The 21,422-nt window shown below is 38.3% G+C and carries 21 protein-coding genes; 9 read left to right on the top strand and 12 right to left on the bottom strand.

Annotation, left to right across the window (positions count from 1 at the left end; translation table 11 throughout):
* Window positions 1–241 precede the first annotated feature (241 nt).
* Both EGS71_RS06200 and EGS71_RS06195 read left to right on the top strand, forming a co-directional pair.
* On the top strand, window positions 242–1,600 hold the full coding sequence (locus tag EGS71_RS06200; RefSeq protein WP_001085436.1) for a dicarboxylate/amino acid:cation symporter: 1,359 nt from the start codon (window positions 242–244) through the stop codon (window positions 1,598–1,600).
* 161 nt (window positions 1,601–1,761) lie between these two features.
* The gene (locus EGS71_RS06195) at window positions 1,762–2,907 is read left to right on the top strand and encodes an acyl-CoA dehydrogenase family protein (protein WP_000881877.1); all 1,146 of its coding nucleotides are present in this window, start codon (window positions 1,762–1,764) and stop codon (window positions 2,905–2,907) included.
* Between the two features lie 43 nt (window positions 2,908–2,950).
* On the opposite strand, the gene EGS71_RS06190 is transcribed toward EGS71_RS06195, so the two are convergent.
* Window positions 2,951–3,895, bottom strand: coding sequence for an alpha/beta hydrolase (locus EGS71_RS06190; protein ID WP_004736719.1), 945 nt, complete (start codon window positions 3,893–3,895; stop codon window positions 2,951–2,953).
* A gap of 185 nt (window positions 3,896–4,080) precedes the next feature.
* On the opposite strand from EGS71_RS06190, the gene pheA reads away from it, so the two are divergent.
* The 4 genes from pheA (at window position 4,081) to EGS71_RS06170 (ending at window position 9,687) form a co-directional block, all read left to right on the top strand.
* On the top strand, window positions 4,081–5,190 hold the full coding sequence (pheA, locus tag EGS71_RS06185; protein WP_000606364.1) for a prephenate dehydratase: 1,110 nt from the start codon (window positions 4,081–4,083) through the stop codon (window positions 5,188–5,190).
* A 108-nt stretch (window positions 5,191–5,298) separates the two neighbouring features.
* The gene (locus tag EGS71_RS06180) at window positions 5,299–7,545 is read left to right on the top strand and encodes a bifunctional prephenate dehydrogenase/3-phosphoshikimate 1-carboxyvinyltransferase (protein WP_000082063.1); all 2,247 of its coding nucleotides are present in this window, start codon (window positions 5,299–5,301) and stop codon (window positions 7,543–7,545) included.
* A gap of 127 nt (window positions 7,546–7,672) precedes the next feature.
* Window positions 7,673–8,056, top strand: a complete 384-nt coding sequence (locus EGS71_RS06175; RefSeq protein ID WP_000735997.1) for a hypothetical protein — start codon at window positions 7,673–7,675, stop codon at window positions 8,054–8,056.
* A 170-nt stretch (window positions 8,057–8,226) separates the two neighbouring features.
* Window positions 8,227–9,687 carry an aminoacyl-histidine dipeptidase gene (locus EGS71_RS06170; RefSeq protein WP_000195389.1) on the top strand — a complete coding sequence of 487 codons (1,461 nt, stop codon included), beginning with the start codon at window positions 8,227–8,229 and terminating at the stop codon, window positions 9,685–9,687.
* Window positions 9,688–9,722: 35 nt separating this feature from the next.
* On the opposite strand, the gene rtcA is transcribed toward EGS71_RS06170, so the two are convergent.
* From rtcA to EGS71_RS06145, 5 genes are all read right to left on the bottom strand, one after another.
* Entirely contained in the window at window positions 9,723–10,769 is a 1,047-nt protein-coding gene (rtcA, locus tag EGS71_RS06165; RefSeq protein WP_001098961.1) for an RNA 3'-terminal phosphate cyclase, read from the bottom strand.
* Window positions 10,770–11,028: 259 nt separating this feature from the next.
* A complete protein-coding gene (locus tag EGS71_RS06160) occupies window positions 11,029–11,487 on the bottom strand; it encodes a DIP1984 family protein (RefSeq protein WP_000761350.1) in 459 nt (152 codons plus the stop codon).
* A 19-nt stretch (window positions 11,488–11,506) separates the two neighbouring features.
* Window positions 11,507–12,007: a hypothetical protein gene (locus EGS71_RS06155; protein WP_001181674.1), complete on the bottom strand. Its 501-nt coding sequence runs from the start codon at window positions 12,005–12,007 to the stop codon at window positions 11,507–11,509.
* 4 nt (window positions 12,008–12,011) lie between these two features.
* Window positions 12,012–13,280: an RtcB family protein gene (locus EGS71_RS06150; protein ID WP_000110900.1), complete on the bottom strand. Its 1,269-nt coding sequence runs from the start codon at window positions 13,278–13,280 to the stop codon at window positions 12,012–12,014.
* A 255-nt stretch (window positions 13,281–13,535) separates the two neighbouring features.
* Window positions 13,536–14,510 carry a ribonuclease Z gene (locus EGS71_RS06145; protein ID WP_000902247.1) on the bottom strand — a complete coding sequence of 325 codons (975 nt, stop codon included), beginning with the start codon at window positions 14,508–14,510 and terminating at the stop codon, window positions 13,536–13,538.
* 67 nt (window positions 14,511–14,577) lie between these two features.
* Here EGS71_RS06145 and rtcR point away from each other — a divergent pair, with 67 nt between their 5' ends.
* Window positions 14,578–16,179, top strand: coding sequence for an RNA repair transcriptional activator RtcR (gene rtcR, locus EGS71_RS06140; RefSeq protein WP_000650525.1), 1,602 nt, complete (start codon window positions 14,578–14,580; stop codon window positions 16,177–16,179).
* A gap of 57 nt (window positions 16,180–16,236) precedes the next feature.
* Here rtcR and EGS71_RS06135 read toward each other — a convergent pair whose 3' ends face one another.
* Window positions 16,237–16,869 (bottom strand): alpha/beta hydrolase, encoded by a 633-nt coding sequence (locus tag EGS71_RS06135; protein ID WP_000003115.1) that lies wholly within the window; start codon window positions 16,867–16,869, stop codon window positions 16,237–16,239.
* A 126-nt stretch (window positions 16,870–16,995) separates the two neighbouring features.
* Between EGS71_RS06135 and yaaA the strand changes: the two genes are divergently transcribed.
* Entirely contained in the window at window positions 16,996–17,769 is a 774-nt protein-coding gene (gene yaaA, locus EGS71_RS06130) for a peroxide stress protein YaaA (RefSeq protein ID WP_000880398.1), read from the top strand.
* Between the two features lie 19 nt (window positions 17,770–17,788).
* Window positions 17,789–18,412, top strand: coding sequence for a metal-dependent hydrolase (locus EGS71_RS06125; protein ID WP_000908221.1), 624 nt, complete (start codon window positions 17,789–17,791; stop codon window positions 18,410–18,412).
* Window positions 18,413–18,550: 138 nt separating this feature from the next.
* Here EGS71_RS06125 and EGS71_RS06120 read toward each other — a convergent pair whose 3' ends face one another.
* The 5 genes from EGS71_RS06120 to EGS71_RS06100 all read right to left on the bottom strand — a co-directional run bounded on the left by EGS71_RS06120 (window position 18,551) and on the right by EGS71_RS06100 (window position 21,283).
* Entirely contained in the window at window positions 18,551–19,336 is a 786-nt protein-coding gene (locus tag EGS71_RS06120; protein WP_001154368.1) for a thiazole synthase, read from the bottom strand.
* A gap of 13 nt (window positions 19,337–19,349) precedes the next feature.
* Window positions 19,350–19,547 carry a sulfur carrier protein ThiS gene (gene thiS / locus EGS71_RS06115; RefSeq protein WP_001167820.1) on the bottom strand — a complete coding sequence of 66 codons (198 nt, stop codon included), beginning with the start codon at window positions 19,545–19,547 and terminating at the stop codon, window positions 19,350–19,352.
* Between the two features lie 13 nt (window positions 19,548–19,560).
* Window positions 19,561–19,926 carry a DUF423 domain-containing protein gene (locus EGS71_RS06110; protein ID WP_000264715.1) on the bottom strand — a complete coding sequence of 122 codons (366 nt, stop codon included), beginning with the start codon at window positions 19,924–19,926 and terminating at the stop codon, window positions 19,561–19,563.
* 111 nt (window positions 19,927–20,037) lie between these two features.
* Window positions 20,038–20,904: an RNA polymerase sigma factor RpoH gene (gene rpoH, locus EGS71_RS06105; RefSeq protein ID WP_001285359.1), complete on the bottom strand. Its 867-nt coding sequence runs from the start codon at window positions 20,902–20,904 to the stop codon at window positions 20,038–20,040.
* 133 nt (window positions 20,905–21,037) lie between these two features.
* Window positions 21,038–21,283 (bottom strand): sulfurtransferase TusA family protein, encoded by a 246-nt coding sequence (locus EGS71_RS06100; RefSeq protein ID WP_000108398.1) that lies wholly within the window; start codon window positions 21,281–21,283, stop codon window positions 21,038–21,040.
* Between the last annotated feature and the right edge of the window lie 139 nt (window positions 21,284–21,422).

The raw sequence follows: 21,422 nt of genomic DNA, 5'->3' as shown, positions 1-21,422 counted from the left end.
TTTTATTGAAAAAGTAAGAGGTTATTTCTAGCTACTCAAAGTAGTTAGAAACTTCAGGTATTCTCCTGTTTTAGAAAACAGTTTTTTGTTTTCATTGAGGTAGTAGGAAGGTTTTTGTTTCTAAAAAACCGTTTCCCTTTTGCGGTGTTCATGTGAAAGGTTAGGGCTGTGTATTCGTAAAGAATAGACGTTTCATTTTGATATTTCCAACGGACTTGGAAATATAGATTGAAGTAAAGTTATGGCTAAAAAACCGATTTATAAATCACTTTATTTTCAAGTGATTATTGCGATTATTGCGGGTGTTTTGGTAGGGCATTTCTCACCAAGTACAACGCAAATTGTTAATGGTGTTGAACAACATATTCCAGGTTTAGGTGAGCAACTCAAGCCATTAGGTGATGCTTTTATTCGTTTGATTAAAATGATCATCGCACCTGTTATTTTCTGTACAGTAGTGAGTGGTATTGCTGGTATGGAAAGCATGAAGTCAGTTGGTAAAACTGGCGGTGTTGCGTTGTTATACTTCGAGATCGTTTCAACAATCGCGCTTCTGATTGGCCTTGTGGTGATTAACATTGCAAAGCCAGGCGTAGGAATGAATGTTGATCCTGCAACTCTGGACACTTCAGGTATCCAAAAATACGTTACTTCTGGTGAGTCACAATCTACCATTGATTTCTTGATGCATATCATCCCAGATACGGTGGTTGGTGCATTTGCAAATGGTGAAATCTTACAGGTCCTTCTTTTTGCAATACTATTTGGTTTTGCGCTTCATAAGTTAGGTGATGCAGGACGCCCAGTTTTAAAGTTAATTGATCAAATTGCACACGTGTTCTTTAACATTGTGAACATGATTATGAAGCTTGCGCCAATTGGTGCATTTGGGGCAATGGCGTTTACTATCGGTAAATATGGTGTAGGTTCACTGGTACAGTTAGGCCAGCTTATTATCTGCTTCTATATTACGTGTTTACTCTTTATTTTCTTAATTTTGGGTACAATCAGCCGCATTAGTGGATTCAGTATTCTGAAAATGATTCGCCTGATTCGTGAAGAACTATTAATTGTACTTGGTACATCTTCTTCTGAATCTGTTTTGCCTCGCATGTTACGTAAACTCGAAATTGCAGGTTGTGAAAAGTCGGTTGTTGGTTTAGTTATTCCAACAGGTTATTCATTTAACCTTGATGGTACATCAATCTATTTGACTATGGCTGCAATCTTTATTGCTCAGGCAACGAATACACAGCTTGATATTCAACATCAAATTACTTTGTTGTTGGTACTCCTAATCTCATCTAAAGGTGCAGCGGGTGTAACAGGCTCTGGCTTTATTGTTATGGCAGCAACTTTATCTGCAGTAGGACATATTCCGGTAGCTGGTTTGGCATTGATTTTAGGTATTGACCGCTTCATGTCAGAAGCACGTGCTTTAACCAATCTTGTTGGTAACTCTTTGGCAACGATTGTAGTTGCAAAATGGGTGGGTGCTTTAGACAAAGATAAGCTCAATGATGCTTTAAACAACCCAGATGAAGTTGACAGAAAAATGTTGGCTCCAAAAAATCCTCAGGTTGCAGAAGGTTTAGATTAATTCAGATCTACCAATAAAAAAGGAAGCTTTGGCTTCCTTTTTTATTGGCTGACTGAAAAGTACAGTTTAAATGAGCAGCTAAGCCATGACAGTTGTGTAAAAAATGATTAGCATGCACAGCAATGAGATTCGATAAAACAATAAAGCCGAAGGAAAATATTATGTTGGCATATGATGCAGATTTAGAATTATTCCGTGATAATTTTAAACGTTTTATGAATGAGCATATTGCTCCACATTATGACCAATGGGAACGTGAAGGAATTATGCCACGTTCAGTTTGGTCTCAACTGGGCGAAAATGGTTTTTTATGTGTGGATGTCCCAGAAGAATATGGTGGTTATGGCGTCCCAACGTATTATTCATTAATGTTAGTTGAAGAATCGGCTCGTGCTGGATTTTGCGCATTATCAACTGCTATTTCTTGTCACTCTGAGATTGCGTCGCCTTATATTTTACATATTGGGACCGAAGAACAAAAACAATACTGGTTACCGAAAATGGTAACAGGTGAAGTAGTCGGAGCAATTGGTATGACAGAACCGGGTGCCGGTTCAGACTTACAGTCAATGCGTACCAGTGCCATTTTGCAAGATGACCATTATTTGCTAAATGGTTCTAAAACGTTTATTTCAAATGGACAACATGCTGACCTTGTAGTGCTTGCAGTAAAAACCGATCCGCAAGCGCGTGCGAAAGGTGTATCGTTATTATTGGTGGATACTCACCTAGAAGGTTTCAAAAAAGGAACTAACCTCGACAAAATCGGATTGCATTCTCAAGACACATCTGAGCTATTTTTTGACAATGTTAAGGTTCCTAAAAATCAGTTACTCGGACAAGCTGGACAAGGTTTTGCTTATTTAATGCAAGAATTACCGCGTGAACGTACGGCTATCGCATCGACAGCGGTTGGCGCTATTCGTGGTGCAATTGATTTGGCAACCGCTTATGTAAAAGAACGTCATGCATTTGGTCAACCTATTTCACAGTTCCAAAATACTCGTTTTGTTTTAGCACAAGCAAAAATTGATGAGCTTGCGACAACAGCTTTCTATGAGCGAAATGTTGCTTTATATCAAGAAGGTAAACTTGATGTTGAGACGGCTGCAGCACTGAAAAGTTTTAGTACAGATATGCAAATGAAGGTGGCGGATAACCTATTACAACTATTTGGTGGTTATGGTTATATGACTGAATATCCAATTTCACGCTTCTTTGTAGATGCCCGTATTCAACGTATTTACGGCGGTACAAATGAAATTATGAAAGAAATCGTAGCACGTGGATTAATCGGCAAAGCTTAATAATAGTTTCAAAAAAAGCCTACCTTTGAGTAGGCTTTTTTTATTATTTAGCTGTTTTCTGCGATGGTTCATCGAATAAAGATTTACAGCTTTCTAGATTTTGGCATGAAGCAAACATAAGCGCTTTAGGTAAGCTCGCATACAAATTGGTGATATGCTGTTCAGCAGGATTATTGAAATGCCAATAAGTAAATTGGTCTGAACGCTTATTTTCTAAGACTTTAAAGAAATCGTCTTTATTAATTCTTTGATTAAACTGGGTATGTGGCCCACCTTGTTCATGTGTACCGACTGTCGTCATTAGCATTGGGAACACGGTTTGCTTTTGACTTTGCCATTGTTCTAATTCTCGAAATAACATGCCTTGATCAAACCAGAGAGAAGGACTTGCAGCAAAGTAACGCTGGAATGCAGTAGGTTTTTGAAAAAAATGATAAAGCACAAACAACCCTCCAAAAGAATGCCCATAGAGACTTTGCTGTTGGCTATTAATTGGAAATTGTTTAGCGATTTCAGGCTTAAGCTCATTATTTAAAAAAGCAATAAACTGGTCAGCACCACCATATTTATATTTACCTTGTGCTTGAAACTCGGCAGAAGGTTTTGGGGTGTAATCATAAGCGCGTTTTTGCACATCAAAGGTTTTTTGCTGAGGATAGCCCACAGCTACAATAATGAGCGGATCTAAACCTAATTTTGCAGAGCCTGCTCCAATCGACTGGGCAATATTCATTGCGCTTGGAAATGTTGCATTACCATCTAATATATAAAGTACCGGATAACCATGTTGGGGTGGGGCAACAGGTGGTTTATAAATTTGAATAAGGTATTCATGTCCAGTATTTTTAGATTTGATTTGGAACTGGGCCTGATTGTTGTGAAAATCGATTTTTGATTGATTTTTTACAGGGGCTTGAGCCAAAACGGAACTACTTATTAAAGAGCCTAGAAGGAAATTACAAGATAAAAAGAAAAAAGATTTAAGCATAATAAAGTTAAGAAAATGTTATAAGTCAAATAATAAATGAAAATCATTATCAAATAAAGTAATCTTATACAAAGGTTCGAGCCGGATTAATGAAAAAAGCCCATACACCCATATTGCCTAACAAATCAAAGCCGACTATTGTTATACTCTCGTTTAAAAGATGATTTTGCTGAGGCTGCCTTCCAATGATCAACGATGATCAAAACAAAACGACTTCTCTTAGTTTAGAACAAATTCGCGAAGATATTGATAGCGTAGATCAACAGATTCAAGAGTTATTAAATCGCCGCGCAAGCCTTGCTGAAGCTGTTGCGAAAGCTAAATTTGCTTCTGAAGAGAATCCTTTGTTTTATCGTCCTGAACGTGAAGCACAAGTTTTACGTAAAGTTATGGAGCGCAATCAAGGGCCTTTATCTGACGTAACTATGGCCCGTTTGTTCCGTGAAATTATGTCTGCTTGCCTTGCTTTAGAAGCTCCGCAAAGTATTGCATTTTTAGGCCCAGAAGGTACTTTTACTCAATCTGCCGTACTTAAACATTTTGGTAAAGATGCGGTTGTTCGTCCGCTACCAACTATTGATGAAGTATTCCGTGAAGTAGAAGCGGGTAGTGCGCATTACGGTGTAGTTCCGGTTGAAAACTCATCTGAAGGTATCGTAAATCATACTTTAGATTGTTTTAAAACTTCGAATTTAAATGTGATTGGTGAAGTTGAATTGCGTATTCATCATCAATTCCTTGTTTCTGAAAATACACGTAAAGACAGTATTAAGCAGATTTATGCGCATCAGCAAACTTTGGCTCAATGTCGCCAATGGTTAGACGCGCATTATCCGGGTGTTGAACGTGTTGCCTTAAACTCAAATGCAGAAGCTGCACGCCGTATTCGCAATGAATGGCATTCAGCAGCGATCGCGTCTGATATTGCAGCAGGCATGTATAACCTTGAAATCTTGCATAGCAATATTGAAGATAATCCGGAAAATACTACTCGTTTCTTAGTGATTGGCCGTGAAAAAATTCCACAAAGTGGCAATGACAAAACATCGTTATTAATTTCAGCGCATGACCGTGCAGGTGCTTTATTAGAAATTTTAGCGCCGTTTGCAAAACATAATATTAGCTTAACGAGCATTGAGACCCGTCCAGCATTACCTGAAAAATGGGCATATGTATTCTTTATTGACTTAGAAGGTCATATCGATCAGGAAAATGTGGCTGCGGCAATCAATGAGATTCGTCCAATGGTAAAAGAGCTTCGTATTTTAGGTTCTTATCCTGCTGCCGTTCTTTAATCACTCATGTTGGAATAATGACATGTATCAAGATGGGCATGTCATTATGCTTAAAAAACAAATTGCTCAAAGGTTTAAATAACGTTGAGCAAAAGCAAAGTTGAAGTTATGTCACAACCCCTATTTAAAAAAGTTGCATTTATTGGTTTAGGACTCATTGGGTCGAGTTTGGCACGGGTTATTGTTGCCGAAAAGATGGCGACAACTATAGTGGCATCTACACGCTCACAGAAAACTTTAGAAGATGCAAAATCACTTGGCTTAATACAAGAAGGGTTTTCCGATCCTGTAGAAGCTGTGAAAGGGGCGGATTTAGTTGTTTTAGCCTTGCCAGTGCGTGCCACTCAAAAAGTGCTTGAGCAAATTAAACCTTATTTGTCTGAAACCACAATTGTAACTGACGTGGGAAGTACAAAAGGTAATGTCGTAGATGCAGCAAAAGCTGTATTTGGTGAAGATTTACCAGCAGGGTTTGTTCCTGGGCATCCGATTGCGGGAAGTGAACACACGGGTGTCCACGCAGGTAAGGTCGATCTATTTGCAAATCACAAAGTGATTTTGACGCCATTACCAACCAGTGCAGAATGGGCAGTTGAGAAACTGATTCAACTTTGGTCAGCTGCTAAAGCTGAAGTGATATGTATGAATGTTGCCAAACATGATGAGGTTTTGGCGCATACCAGTCATTTACCGCACTTAATGGCATTTAATCTGGTCGAGCAACTTGCAAACCGTGAAGATAACCTTGATATTTTCCGTTATGCAGCGGGTGGTTTTCGTGACTTTTCACGAATTGCTGCCAGTGATCCTCAAATGTGGCATGACATTTTCTTTGCCAATAAAATAGCCATATTAAATGCTGTAGATGGCTTCGAGAAACAACTTACCGTACTTAGAAAATTGATTGAAAACGAAGATTCTCATGCATTAATGGGTTTACTCGGCCATGCTCAGGCAGCACGTCAGCATTTCAATCATATGTTAGCCAAAAAACCTTTAATGGAGAAAAATAAGGTGACACAGCAATTCAGTATCTTACCGGGAAATAAGGCTTTTAAAGGTAAATTTACCGTACCGGGTGACAAATCTGTGTCACATCGCTCCATTATGTTTGGTGCTATTGCAGAAGGCACGACTCATGTAACTGGCTTCCTTGAAGGTGAAGATGCTTTAGCAACTTTACAAGCTTTCCGTGATATGGGTGTAAGCATTGAAGGCCCTAAAAATGGTGAAGTGACCATTCATGGCGTGGGTATGCATGGTTTAAAAGCACCAGCAAGTGCCTTATATATGGGTAACTCTGGAACAAGCATGCGTTTGCTTTCAGGTATGCTTTCTGCACAAAAGTTTGATTCTGTTATGACAGGTGATGCTTCGCTCTCTAAACGTCCAATGGAGCGTATTGCTAAACCATTACGTTTAATGGGGGCGCAAATCCAAACGACAGGTGAGAAAGGTACACCACCTGTAAGCATTACTGGTGGTCAGCAATTAAAAGGTATTCAATATGATTTACCTATGGCATCTGCTCAAGTGAAATCTGGTATTTTACTAGCTGGTTTATGGGCTGAAGGTGAAACTTCGGTAACTGAACCGGAACCAACACGTGATCATACAGAGCGTATGCTTCGTGCATTTGGCTATGATGTTAAAACTGAAGGCAATAAAATTTCCCTTGTGGGCGGCGGTAAGTTAGTGGGTACTAATATTCAAGTACCATCTGATATTTCATCTGCTGCTTTCTTCATGGTGGGCGCTGCAATTACTGAAGGTGCAGACGTTGTACTTGAAGCGGTAGGTATTAATCCAACACGTACTGGCGTAATTGAAATTTTAAAACAGATGGGTGCTGACCTGACTGTTGAAAATGAGCGTATCGCTGGTGGAGAGCCTATTGCTGATATTCATATTAAAGGTTCACGCACGCTTAAAGGCATTCACATGCCTGAAGACCAAGTACCTTTAGCAATTGATGAATTCCCAGCCTTATTTATTGCAGCGGCTTGTGCTGAAGGCCAAACAGTATTAACAGGTGCAGCAGAGCTTCGCGTGAAAGAATCTGACCGTATTCAAGTTATGGCAGATGGTTTAAAAATCATGGGCATTGATTGCACACCTACTGAAGATGGCATCATTATCGAAGGTAAAGGCAAATCTGGTGATTGGTCACCAATCTTTGCTGGTGGTGAAATTGAATCACACCATGACCACCGTATTGCGATGAGTTTTAGTATGGCAGGTCTTCGTACTTCTGGTCCGATTACAATTCACGGTACTGAAACTGTTGCTACAAGTTTCCCAACTTTTACTGAGTTGGCGAATCGTGCAGGCTTAACGATTGAAGTTAGCCAATAACTTTTTACCTAACACATTTTATAATTGCTAACACAATAGCAACGGCAGCAGCGAGCTAAAGGCTTGGCTGCTGTTTGTTTATTGCTTATGCTAAGTGCAGATAATGATAAAAGTGTTAGGACAAAGGATGAAAAAATTACAATTTATTGCCAGTTGCCCACAACATGGGGTGCTTGATCATCCACCAAATGAATGCCATATCACTCAAGAATATGTAGCGGCTTTACTGTTTAAACAACTGGGGAATTATGGTTTTGATGCACAGCATATTGTGCATGAACATGAAAAAGTGGAAGTAAGTATTGATAATCACCTTTTACCATTGTCTATTACTTGCCAGCAAACCGACCATGATGGGCATTTAATGTGTGAAATCTCTGCCAATCCTGATGAAGAACAAGACTGGTTTGAGAAAATCGAAACACAAAGTATTATTCGTCAGCTTGCACAGGCTGTTGAAAATAGCTTGAAAGCCGATCATAGCTTTTCAGCATTTGAGTGGAAAAGCTAAACATATTATTGTTAAGACTTATTTGTGAAGTACGGCTTTTTAGAAAAGTCGTACAATTTCTTTAGATTAAATATAAAAATACAAAATCTTTCCCGAAATCGCTACCTATCTTTAATGCTTTGTGTATATTGAAATTATTAAGATATTTACATAATTAGAGTGTAGTTTTCATGACACAAGTTGATATTGCAGCATTATCTCCTCAAGTCGTTTGGCAGCATTTTCAAACACTTTGTACTATTCCTCGTCCGTCAAAGCATGAACAGCAGCTTCGTGAGTTTTTACAAAACTGGGCCGAAAGTCGGAATTTAGAAACTTATGTAGATGAAGTAGGAAACTTGATTATCCGTAAAAATGCGACTCAGGGTAAAGAACATGTGTCTGGAGTTATTCTTCAGGGCCATTTAGATATGGTCACACAAGCCAATACTGGTACGGTACATGACTTCTTTAAAGACCCGATTCGTCCAGTTCTTGAGGATGGCTGGCTAATTGCCAAAGACACTACTTTAGGTGCTGATAATGGCATTGGGGTGGCTTTGGCATTAGCTGTTTTAGATTCAAATGATATTGCTCATGGCCCAATAGAGGTTCTTTTAACAGTCGATGAAGAAGCAGGGATGAGTGGTGCGCGACTTTTAGAGACAGGTGTGCTAAAAGGAAAATGGCTATTTAATATTGATACGGAAGAGTGGGGTGAGTTGTATTTAGGGTGTGCTGGTAGTATTGATGTTGAGGTAGAGCAGCCGCTTAATTATGAGCCAATTCCTGAAAATTTGAATATTGTGAATATTCAGGTGGCTGGTCTTAAAGGTGGTCACTCTGGCGTAGATATTCATTTAGGACGTGGCAATGCCAACGTTATTTTGGCTCGCTTTTTAAATCAACATTTAGCCTCTCTAGGTGGGCATCTTGTTGAGTTTACAGGTGGTACGGCCCGTAATGCTTTACCGCGAGAAGCTGTAGCAACTATTGCAATTTCGCCTAATCAGTTATCAAGCCTAGAAAAGTTACTTGCTGAATATCAAACGGCATGGAAAGAACAGCTACAGGGTATTGATGACAACTTGCAATTAAGTATTCAACCCGCTGGTGCTGAAGTGACCGAAGCGATTGCTCAACAACAGCAAAATGAATGGTTGCAAGCTTTGGCAACAAGTCCTTATGGTGTTGCAAGTATGAGTCAGGTTCTACCAGATGTAGTTGAAACCTCAAATAATATTGGGGTGGTGAGACTAAATCGAGAAGGTGGAAAAGCTGTTTTAATGGTCCGTTCAATGGTGAACCAAGAAGCTCAAGATTTTGCCGAAAAAATTCAGGCCCATTTTAGCCAATTTAATATCGGCTCTACACTTACGCCGTTAGTGTCGGGTTGGACACCAAATCCAGATTCGGCTGCTCTAAAGTGCTTACAACAAGCTTATCAAAATGCATTTAATATTGAGCCAAATCTAAAAGTAATTCATGCAGGCTTAGAATGTGGGATTATTGCTGAACATTACCCACATTTACAGATGGTTTCGTTTGGTCCGGATATTCAGGGGGCACATGCACCGGGTGAACGAGTCAAAGTTGATACTGTAGAGAAATGCTGGAAGCTACTGGTAATCGCTTTGGCATCTGTAGAGTAATTTTTTAAGAGATAAGAAGCTCAATTATGAGCTTCTTAAACTTTAACTTTTACATGAAAATGATGTGGATTTAACTCGACAAATTCGATTTCACAATCAATAAATTTTTCAATCATGGCTGCTTGAGTACGAGTATGTTCGCTAATACATTGTGCGGTGAATTCACCACCTTGACCTAAAGCTAAAGGCAGAAGCAATTGATCTGCCAAATACTCATCTACAACAGCCTGCGAAGATAAATATAAATTTACATCTTTTGCTAAATGATCAGCTATTTGCTCTGCACTTTTGCGCATCTCACCTAAAGCTGTAAACAGTTGAGTGTGATATTGATGAGTAACTTTCACATACATTGTATTGCCTTGGCTAATTCCATTTAAATGAAATTGTTGCTGAGAGCTTAAGTTTAGTTTTTTACTTAATGTGATTAATTCACGTTGTGCTATCTGTGCTTCTTCTGAAAGATTTAATACTGCTGCAAAAGCTTCATTGCATTGCAAAGCACCACGATCTAATAACTTTAAGCTGTTTCGATGTTGCCATGGCTGAATGGTAACTTGAATTTCACCCGCACCAATTAGAAAAAAGCCAGCTTTATTTAATCTAAAATCGACGTTAATTCCAATCTTTGTTAGAGCAGGTAAAAAGCAGTGTTCAATAAAATCTGCTGTTGGTGCAAGTGGGTTATGTGTACCCCCTGAAATGGTGAGTTCGGTAGCTTCATTTTGTAATAACAAAACAGGTAGAAGCGTTTGTAAAACCAGTGTTGTACTACCCGCTGAACCGATTTGAAATTGATATTTACCACTTTGAACATGCTGAGGTGCGAAATATAAACGTTGGCTATGTAATTCAGCACCCTCTACATAAGCTTGGCTAATTTGTTGAGATGCTTGTACACAAACCAAATGTTGACGCATTAACCCTGGTTTTTTACGTCCTGCACGTATATTAATTAATTCAAATGCCTGACCTGTAATCATTGAAAGGGTAAGGGCGGTTCTTAAAATCTGTCCACCACCTTCACCTTGTGAGCCATCAATTTGAATGGCTTTTGGCATATTTGCCAAAACTGTATTCACTTCTGTTTTCCTTATTTTCTAATTTAATGAACATACTGTCAGTACATGGTAATGCGAAGTAACGCGTGACTTTGCTTTTGACAAAGGTTTAGTAGGTGCATAATGCTGAGCCTGATAAGTGAATATCGATGCACGGCTCACATGCTGCCATAGCCGCCTGAATTATTTTCAATCCCTCAGATCGGAGTAATGCAGGATCTTGTACTCGCCCAGTATGCCCAAACTTTGATTGTGAAAATAATTTCACAAAATCTATTGTTTAATTGATTAGATCAATTTGCCAGTTAGCAGCCTGAATTTTTACGTTTAAGTCACGTAGTTTCGCACTGATATCATCCGCCTGCTTTTGTAAGCTATAAACAGGAATGACTTTCTTCCACTTAATTTCACGTGAGCTATAACGATCAGGTTCTCGATGCGTATTGGCAATCGCATCTATTAAAATCTTATGCTGTTCAGCATAACTATCGCGCAAGCTTAATAGGGACAACAATACTTTGCCATCTTCCAGTTTTGCTTGTGCATTGGTCAAATGAATACGACAAATCAATTGATTGCTTTCCTGAGTTAAAGCGAATACTTGTTTGATGAGCTCATTTGGATCTTCACTAGGTTCATCACCATCTTGTACCAATACATTGGCATTAATTCGTTGTTTTAACGAAGCGAGCTTTTTTTGTTGATCGCTTCGCAGTAAAAGTGCTTCTGCGAGTTTCATTTATTTACCTGTATTAATTTTAAGTGTTGGCTTCAAAAGTAACCAGAATTTCTGCATCTTTACCTTGGAGGTAAAGGTGCTGCCAATGTTGGAGATACTTTGGAAGGTATTTATTTGGTGGTCTTATATAGCCTTGTTGGGAGTCTTTTAATTCTCCGATTAGACCTTCAATATATGATTTTAAATAAACTGCAATTACTGTAAATTGCTTATCACTTAACGTAGGAAATAGATTTTTACGGAAAAAATAATTTATTGTTTCAGTAGGTGTTCCTATACTTTTCATTTGAAATTGCCAGTCTACAAATTGTGGGTCATCACACATTTTCTTCATACTTCTCCAAACGGAGTTAATAGTAAAGAATTGCTTGAAGTTCTCATAAATTGGTATATTTTCATTGAAATTTAATAGTTCTATATAACAGTCAAATTGTGGTTGAAATTCTGGATCTAAAGCATTTGCTGTTATACATATCCCTTCTAAAATATGATTGAGTTTTTCTATATCTGTATTTTGCATAGCATTAACCCTTAACACAAACCACTTGTCTTAATGTATAAACCACTTCAACCAAATCACTTTGTGCTTTCATTACATCTTCAATTGGTTTATATGCCGATGGAATTTCGTCAATAACTGCTGCATCTTTACGGCATTCCACACCTTCAGTTTGAGCAATTTGATCTTCCACAGTAAAACGTCGTTTTGCTTCAGTACGGCTCATAACACGGCCAGCACCATGCGAACATGAACAGAAAGATTCCTGATTTCCAAGCCCACGGACAATAAACGACTTCGCTCCCATTGAACCTGGAATAATTCCGTATTCACCTAGACGCGCACGGACTGCACCCTTACGAGTGACCATTACTTCTTCACCGTAGTGTTCTTCCTTTTCCACATAGTTATGGTGACAGTTCACTGCTTCTAAACGTGCCTGAAAAGGCTTTGGTACAATGGTGGCCAAGGCTTTAATCGCAGATTGCATCATGATTTCTCGGTTCTTCATCGCAAAGCGTTGAGCCCAACCTACAGCAAACCAGTAATCATCAAAATGTTCAGTTCCTTCAACCAAGTATGCTAAATCTTTATTTGGCAAGTTAATGAAATGCTTCTGCATGTCTTTACGTGCAAGTTCAATAAAATAATTACCGATAGCATTGCCTACACCACGAGAACCTGAGTGCAACATAATCCAAACATGATCATGCTCATCTAAACAGATTTCGACAAAGTGGTTTCCAGTACCTAAAGTCCCCAAATGCTTGCGATTATTAGTGTTTTTTAAGCGTGGATGTTTTGCACAAATGTATTCAAAATCTGCAACAAGATCGGCCCAAGCTTGATCTACCATTTCTGGGGGAGTTTCCCATGAACCACGATCACGTCCGCGCTTAGTCATTCCATGGGGAATTAATCGTTCAAGTTCACTACGTAGAGCATGTAAGTTATCTGGTAAATCTGAAGCAGTTAAGCTTGTACGGGTTGCCATCATTCCACAACCAATATCTACACCCACGGCAGCAGGAATAATTGCCCCTTTAGTTGGAATTACGCTACCAATAGTTGCTCCTAAACCAAAGTGTACATCTGGCATAACAGCCATCCATTTATAAATAAAAGGCATTTGAGCTGTTTGTAATAATTGTTGTTTTGAGTTGTCATCAACAAGCACGCCTTTAGTCCACATTTTGACTGGCGTACTTTTTTCATTTTGCAGAACTTCATAAGAACGTTGTTGCTGCTTTTGTTCAAACTGAGCTTGTTGGTTAATTTCTTCAATGACAGACATTTTCTTTTCCTTTCAAAGCCTGCCTGCCAAGCGTTTGCAGGCAGGTGTTATTCACAATATCCGAATGATGTTGTGTGCTTTGTACTATTGCACTGAGTGTGCCAACTTTTAAAAATACACTTAATTTAAAATATAAGTTATTGAAAATAATATATAAAAATAATTATTCTTTCTGTGTAACTAATTTCTGTTGAAAATTTTAATATTTAAAAGATATCTAAAAATATATTTAAATATCTTTTTGGATATATTTATTTAATGGGTCTTCTCATTTTTATCGACTTTTAAAAGCTGTCCAGCTTCACTTAAAGTAAATTCATCAAAATCATTTGCTAAATAAAAATGACCTTTATAAAACTGACGAACTTCTTCAGTAATAGCTTGCTGCCCAGCTTTATCCTGATGTCGGGGGCTAAAATGCGTCAGAATTAAATTGCTTAAAGATTGCTGTTCTGCAAATTCAGCCACCATTTTTGCTGAGCTATGCATTGGACCTTTGCCGACTTTATCTAAAACCGTTTGCAAGTAAGTCGATTCGTGAATAAGGAGTTGAGCATCTTTGCAAGCATCAACTAATAGTTCTGGTTGGTCATTATCACCACCTATAATTGCATGAACTTGGTGATTTTGAATTTTGATAAAGTCTTGAGCTTTTAAAGTTTGTCCCTCAAATTCAATATTGTAGCCTCGTTTCAAATGGCCCCACATATCTCCTTGAGGTACGCCAAGCTGAGTTAGAGCTTTGGTATCTAACTTCTTCTGAATAGATTTGATATAAATGCTAAAAGCAAAACTTGGAACACGATGGCTTAGAGGGTGTGCCTGAACAATGAATTCGTCAGTGATCTGTTGTGGCTGCATTGCTTCATTTACATCAATAAATTGAAGGGAATAGGGCAAATATAAATCTGTAAGCTGGGCAGTGATTTCAAACCATTGCTGAATTTCTTTCGGTGCAATCACGATTAAGGGTTTACTACGGGCATTCATGCCTGCACTTGCCAATAAACCAACTAGACCATAACAATGGTCGCCGTGAACATGTGTAATACAAATGGCAACTAGGTTTTGTAGTGAAAGTTTGGCTTGTTGAATGCGATGCTGTGTCCCTTCGCCAGCATCAATTAAAATCCAGTCCTTATTTTTGCTGTTACGAACTGCTAATCCTGAAACATTACGTGTCAGGGTCGGTACACCTGAAGACGTGCCTAAAAAAGTAAAATGAAGCATATTCTTGGAATTGTTTGGTCAAATGCGTATTGTATATTATAGACACTTATAAAATTTTATAGAAATTATGAAGGATGCAAAGAAAACAGTCGTTATTGGCTTTGTCGGTTCTACACTTGATCAGGGGAGAAAGCCAGATCGATGGCAACGTTGGCGTCCTACGATTAGCCTGTTAATGCATGAAGATTTGCTTGTAGATGAATTGGTGCTTTTACATGATCGACAACATCATAATTTAGTTAAATCTATAGCAGCAGATGCTAAAGAGATTTCTCCACAAACACAGGTTTCTGGACATAAGGTCAGTATAAAAGATCCTTGGGATTTTGCTGAAGTTTATGGTGCACTCTATGACTTTGTAAAAACCTATCCGTTTGATGTTGAAAAAAATAACTATTTACTGCATATCACGACAGGAACGCATGTTGCTCAAATTTGTTGGTACTTATTGGTAGATGCACATTATTTACCAGCTCAACTCATTCAAAGTTCACCTAACCAACACAAGACATCAGAAGGTGAATATAGAATTATTGATTTGGATTTGTCTCGATACGATGTTTTAAAACAGCGCTTCGATGATGAACAAAAACAAAATTGGCAGCAACTTAAAGCAAATATCTCTACTCATAATAAAGCGTTTAATCAGCTTATTGAGGAGGTTGAGTTAGTCGCAACCCGATCTAGCGCGCCTATTTTAATTATGGGTGCGACAGGTGTTGGTAAGTCTCATTTGGCAAAACAAATTTTTCAGTTAAAGAAAGATAAATTTCAATTAAGTGGCCGTTTTATTGATGTTAACTGTGCAACCTTACGTGGTGATAGTGCCATGTCGACCTTATTTGGTCATATAAAAGGTGCATTTACGGGAGCCGCTGCCTCTCGTGCTGGTTTATTAAAAAGTGCTGACCAAGGTATTTTATTTTTAGATGAAATTGGTGAATTAGGACTTGATGAACAAGCCATGCTGCTAAAAGCTTTAGAAGACAAAAGCTTTTTTCCTGTTGGAAGTGATAAAGAAATCCAGGCCGACTTTCAGCTAATTGCAGGTACTAACCGTGATTTACGTAATGAAGTTCAAGCTGGTCGATTCCGTGAAGATTTATGGGCCCGTTTGAATACATGGACATTCTTCTTGCCAAATTTAAAAGACCGTGTAGAAGATATTGCACCCAATATTGATTTTGAGCTACAGCGTTTTGCTGCAATTCATCAAAGACAATTACGTTTTCAACGTGATGCCTTAGAAATATATTTAAAATTTGCTAAATCAGCAGATGCATCGTGGCAAGGGAATTTTAGAGATTTAGCAGCGAGCGTAACTCGGTTGGCAACTTTATCTCAAGGTGAGTTAATTCGTCGTGATGCTGTAGAAAAAGAAATTCAACGTCTAAAGCAGCTTTGGCTTATTCAGGATGAATCTTACAATGATAAAGATGCAGATATTCTGTTGAGCTATTTAAGTCCTGAGCAGCTGGAACAAATAGATGAATTTGATCAGATTCAATTACGAGGTGTACTCAAAGTCTGCGAAAATTCAAAATCAATGGCAGAGGCAGGAAGACAACTCTTTTCAGTATCACGCCAACAACGTAATACAACAAATGATAGCGACCGAGTGAAAAAATATTTAGCGCGTTTTGGATTAAGTTGGAATAATTTTCAATAATGACACGTTATATAACTTGATGGGCATAGACTCAATCTATGCCCATCATGTTACCGTTTATTTCATAATAATAAAACGTGTAATGATTTGGCGAAGCTGTTTTAAATAACCTGTAAAGAAGTGGTTGGCGCCCGGCAAAATCGTAATTGGATGCTTTTGTGGTTTTGCCCACTCAATTGCATCTGAAAGTAAGGTAATGTCATCTTGCTCACCGTGAATGAGTAGAATATCACCTTGAATTTCAGGTGTTTTATAGTGACGTAATCCCACAACAGTAGCTGTTGGTAAACCACATAAAATTAACTGTACCGGCTGTAATTCAGGGCTAAGCTGCGCATGACATTTTGCCAAAACATGTGAGCCAAAGCTAAAGCCACCTGCATAAAATGGCAAACCTGCATGAAGCTTACGAACATGCTCAATCACAGCTAAAATATCTTCAGTTTCTCCATGACCTTCATCATGAACACCTTCACTGCCGCCTAAACCACGGAAACTAGGACGGTAAACAATACAGCCATATTCATTAAAGATTTGGGTTAAAAGAGCAGGGACTTTATGTTGAGGGGTTCCACCTTGTAATGGGTGGGGGTGACAAACAACTGCAAAGCCTTTGATTTCACCTTCAGGGCGGTCAACGAAAAGTTCAATTTTACCTACTGGACCCTGGATGAAAATTTGCTCAGACATAGAAGAACCGCTAAATAACAATACATAAGTGCTATTTTACCGATAGTCGTCATTGAAAACACGAGTTAGCATTAAAAAATATCTACTGTTATAGTTGGCATTAATAATAATTTTTTCAGGTTGTCTATGCTTGCTTTAATTTCTCCTGCAAAAACTTTAGATTATGAAACAGCGTTACCTACAGATGAGTTTACTCAGCCGCGCTTGTTAGAACACTCCGCACAATTAATTGATGTTTGCCGCAAACTTTCTGCGTCGGAAATTGCGAGTCTAATGAGTGTCAGTGAAAAAATTGCCACACTTAATGCTGATCGTTTTAGGGACTGGAAGCCAGAATTTGATTTTTCAAATGCTCGTCAGGCAATTTATGCATTTAAAGGAGATGTTTATACTGGTTTAGATGCTTATCACTTAAAAGATAAAGATATTGATTTTGCTCAGCAGCATTTGCGTATGCTCTCTGGTTTATATGGTTTATTGCGTCCTTTAGATTTAATGATGCCTTATCGTTTAGAGATGGGCACTAAATTAAAAAATACGCGCGGTCACAATTTGTATGAATTTTGGGATGACATCATCACTAACCAGATTAATGAAGATTTAGCGGCAATTAAATCAGAATTGCTGGTAAATTTGGCTTCAGATGAATATTACAAATCTGTCAATGAAAAGAAAATTAAGGCTGAAATTGTGAAGCCTATTTTCCTTGACCAGAAAAATGGCAAATATAAAGTCATTAGTTTCTATGCGAAAAAAGCACGTGGTTTAATGGCTCGTTTTATTATTGAAAACCAATTAAATAAAGCTGAAGACATCAAAGCGTTTAATACCGAGGGTTACTACTTTGATGCTGATAACTCATCGGCAAAAGAGTTGGTGTTTAAGCGTGATGAACAATAATCCTAAGCGTGGTTAATAGATGCTGATACAGCTTTACTTATTAAAACTGGAACTTTTTTGGTTTGAGCTGCATCAGCATTATCATTTTTCTGAACCGCAGAAAATTTTAAATGAACTTATTGCTGCTTATAGTGAAAAGCAGCGTGCCTACCACACCGTACAACATTTATATGAATGTTTGAGTTTAATTGAGACGATTCAGTCCGAATTAAATGATCCATATGCTGTTGCATTGGCTCTCTGGTTCCATGATGTAGTCTACGAACCTCAAGCGCTAGATAATGAACTTAAAAGTGCCGAGTTATTTGAGCAATTAATGGCTCAAGATTTACAGCTCGATACAATACAGAAAATAAAGCGTTGGATTCTTGCGACTCAAAAGCATGCACCAACCGGTGAAACAGATTTGCAATTTTTGTTAGATATCGATTTAGCTATTTTGGCAGCAACACCTGAACGTTTTATCCAGTATGAACAGCAAATTCAGCAGGAGTATTCTTGGGTTGATTCAGAAGTATATTCAATTAAGCGAAAAGAAGTTTTAATGAATTTTTATCAGTCTGAGCCGCTTTATCAAACTGCATATTTCCAAAAGAATTTTGAGTTAAACGCCAAGCAAAATTTAAAGAAAATATTGGAATAGCCTAAGCTGAATATATAAAATTTAGATCTGTTGATTGAATAAAGTGATATAGATTTTTAATCTTTTTTGAAAAGTGAAAATGGTTACATGAGAGGAGAGAGGAACCACTGAAAAAAACAGTGATTCCTTAGAAATAAATTATTTAAAGAAATAACCTGTTTCTGGTGAACTTGCATTTGCCATGCGTTTGCGTGACATACGCCCAGCTAAAAATGCTTCACGTCCTGCTTCAACAGCTTTCTTCATTGCAGAAGCCATCAAAATAGGATTTTGAGCCGCTGCAATCGCTGTGTTCATCAATACGCCATCACAACCAAGCTCCATCGCAATCGCAGCGTCACTTGCTGTACCAACACCTGCATCTACTAAAACCGGTACATTGGCATTTTCTTTAATAATTGAAATGGTATGCGGGTTTAAAATACCTAGGCCTGAACCAATCAAACTACCTAAAGGCATAATTGCAACACAGCCCATACTTTCAAGTTCTTGAGCAATGATTGGGTCGTCAGAGGTATAGACCATAATCTCAAAACCGTCATCAATCAAAGTGCGAGCGGCTTTTAAAGTCTCGGTTACATTTGGATATAAAGTTTTTTCATCACCCAACACTTCAAGTTTTACTAGGTTATGACCATCAAGTAGCTCGCGCGCTAGCATACACGTGCGTACTGCGCTGTCAGCGTCAAAACAACCTGCGGTATTTGGCAAGATTGTATATTTTTCTGGTGGAATGACAGAAAGTAAATTCGGTTGATCTGGATTTTGTCCAATATTCACACGGCGGATTGCGACAGTTACGATTTCTGCACCACTAGCTTGAATGGCTAAATCCGTTTCATTTAAGTCTTTATATTTCCCTGTTCCTACCAATAAACGAGATTGAAAAGAACGTGAACCAATAATGAGAGGGGTGTCTTGCATGGATAACTCCGACTTAGCCGCCGCCAACAGCGTGAATAATTTCGATACGGTCATGTTGAGCAATCGTAATTTGCTCTAATTTGCTTTTAGGCACGATTTGCTGATTGTGTTCAACAGCAAAACGTTTTCCTTCAAGTGCCAGTTCCTGAATGAGTTGCAACAGGTTTTGGCTAGGCGTGTCCGTTAATTCGCCATTTAAATAAATTTGCATGATCACATTCCGATTATTTTGCGTATTTGAAAGCATTCCAAGCCAAGATTAGCCATCCAGCAATCATCAAAGCTCCACCTATTGGCGTAATTGCGCCTAATATCCGCGGTAAACCCAATGCCATGATATAAAGCGAACCACAAAAGAACAGAATGCCAATCTGAATAAGCAAGAAAGATAACTTGATTGGGAAATGAGGAAGAACCTTGCTTAAAATACCAAGCGCTAACAATCCAAGCGCATGATAAAAAAAGTAGTCGGTTGCAGTCTGCCACCAAGCAAGTTGTTCAGGGCTCGCGTGAGCTTTAAGACCATGTGCTCCAAAAGCACCCAACATGACTGCGAAAGCAAGATTAAGGGCTGAAATGGCAATCCACATAACAAAAAACGCAACTGAATAATGAAAGGCAACGTTACCATAGAATAGGTTGGCTAAACATAGCCAGATAAAACAAAAGGGCTTATCGCCCTTTTATTTTTTTCATTTTCTTTAGCTTGCAGACATTGCGACTTTAATTTTTTCCATCGCATTCTTTTCAAGCTGACGAATACGTTCAGCAGAAACATTATATTCAGCAGCAAGCTCATGGAGGGTAGATTTATCGTCATCTAACCAACGGCGCTGCAAAATATTACGTGAACGGTCATCTAGCTGGTTCATTGCGTCATGCAAAGCAGATGTACTTTGTTCTTCCCAATCCTCATTTTCTACTAAACGAGCAGGGTCATAACGATTATCTTCAAGATATAACACTGGCGCAGTGTGCGGGGTGTCATCATCGTCATCGCCTTGAGCTTCAAAAGCAGCATCATATGCTGTTAAACGACCTTCCATTTCCAAAACTTGTTCTGGAGTAACATTTAAGTCGTTTGCAATAGATTGTGCTTCTTCTAATGTGAGCTTTTTACTCGATTTTTTTAAGCTGCGTAAATTGAAGAAAAGTTTACGCTGAGCTTTGGTTGTTGCAATTTTTACAATACGCCAGTTACGAATAACATATTCGTGGATTTCTGCCTTAATCCAGTGGACGGCAAAAGATACAAGACGTACGCCCATATTTGGGTCAAAACGTTTTACGGCTTTCATTAAGCCTAAGTTACCTTCTTGAATAAGGTCACCTTGAGGTAGGCCATAACCTGCATAGCTGCGCGCAATGTGAACGACAAAGCGTAAATGCGACATTACCAGCATTTTTGCGGCATCAAGATCTTGGTCATAATAATAACGCTCAGCAAGCTCTTTTTCTTGCTCAGCCGTTAAAATAGGAATCTGATTGACAGTACTGATATATGCACCAAGGTTTACACCGGGCGCAGACAATGACAGGGGCATCAATTGATTGCTGCTGTCACTCATGAGTTCTCCTTATAGGATAGGATGGATTAACCAATAAGTTCATCTTAATTTGAATCGGCTTCATAATTAAGGAAAATTGGGTATAGAAATGTAAAATTTTATGCAGTTTCTAATCTTTTAGTTTAGCAAAGAATTATTGAGTTTCAATTAAATAGTGAAATTCTCTTTCTGAAATCTGCATGGTTTGACACGTAAAATGATGTAATTGGCAATAACGTGTTACATCAATTTCACTATGCGGGTCAGATGATTTTAATAAGAATAGTTGTTTTCCCGATAATTTTTTAAGTTCACGTTTCAACATTAATAATGGCATTGGACAAGGTTGGCCAAGGGCATTAATTTCAATAGGCGTCGTAGCGGAAGAAGTAGTGCTCATTCATCATCAAAACAACTAAAAAAATTATTTTAACAAATTTTTGTAAACACTACATAACTTTATATAAAGAACAACTAATCAATACTGATAAAAATTATTGTAATAAGCTGTTTAAAAAAACAGCTAAAAATAGGGGAAA

The organism is Acinetobacter sp. FDAARGOS_559, from assembly GCF_003940475.1.
GTDB classification, from domain to species: Bacteria; Pseudomonadota; Gammaproteobacteria; order Pseudomonadales; family Moraxellaceae; genus Acinetobacter; species Acinetobacter baumannii.
Note: the sequence above shows the minus strand (reverse complement) of the source record. Positions and strands in the feature narration are given on the sequence as shown.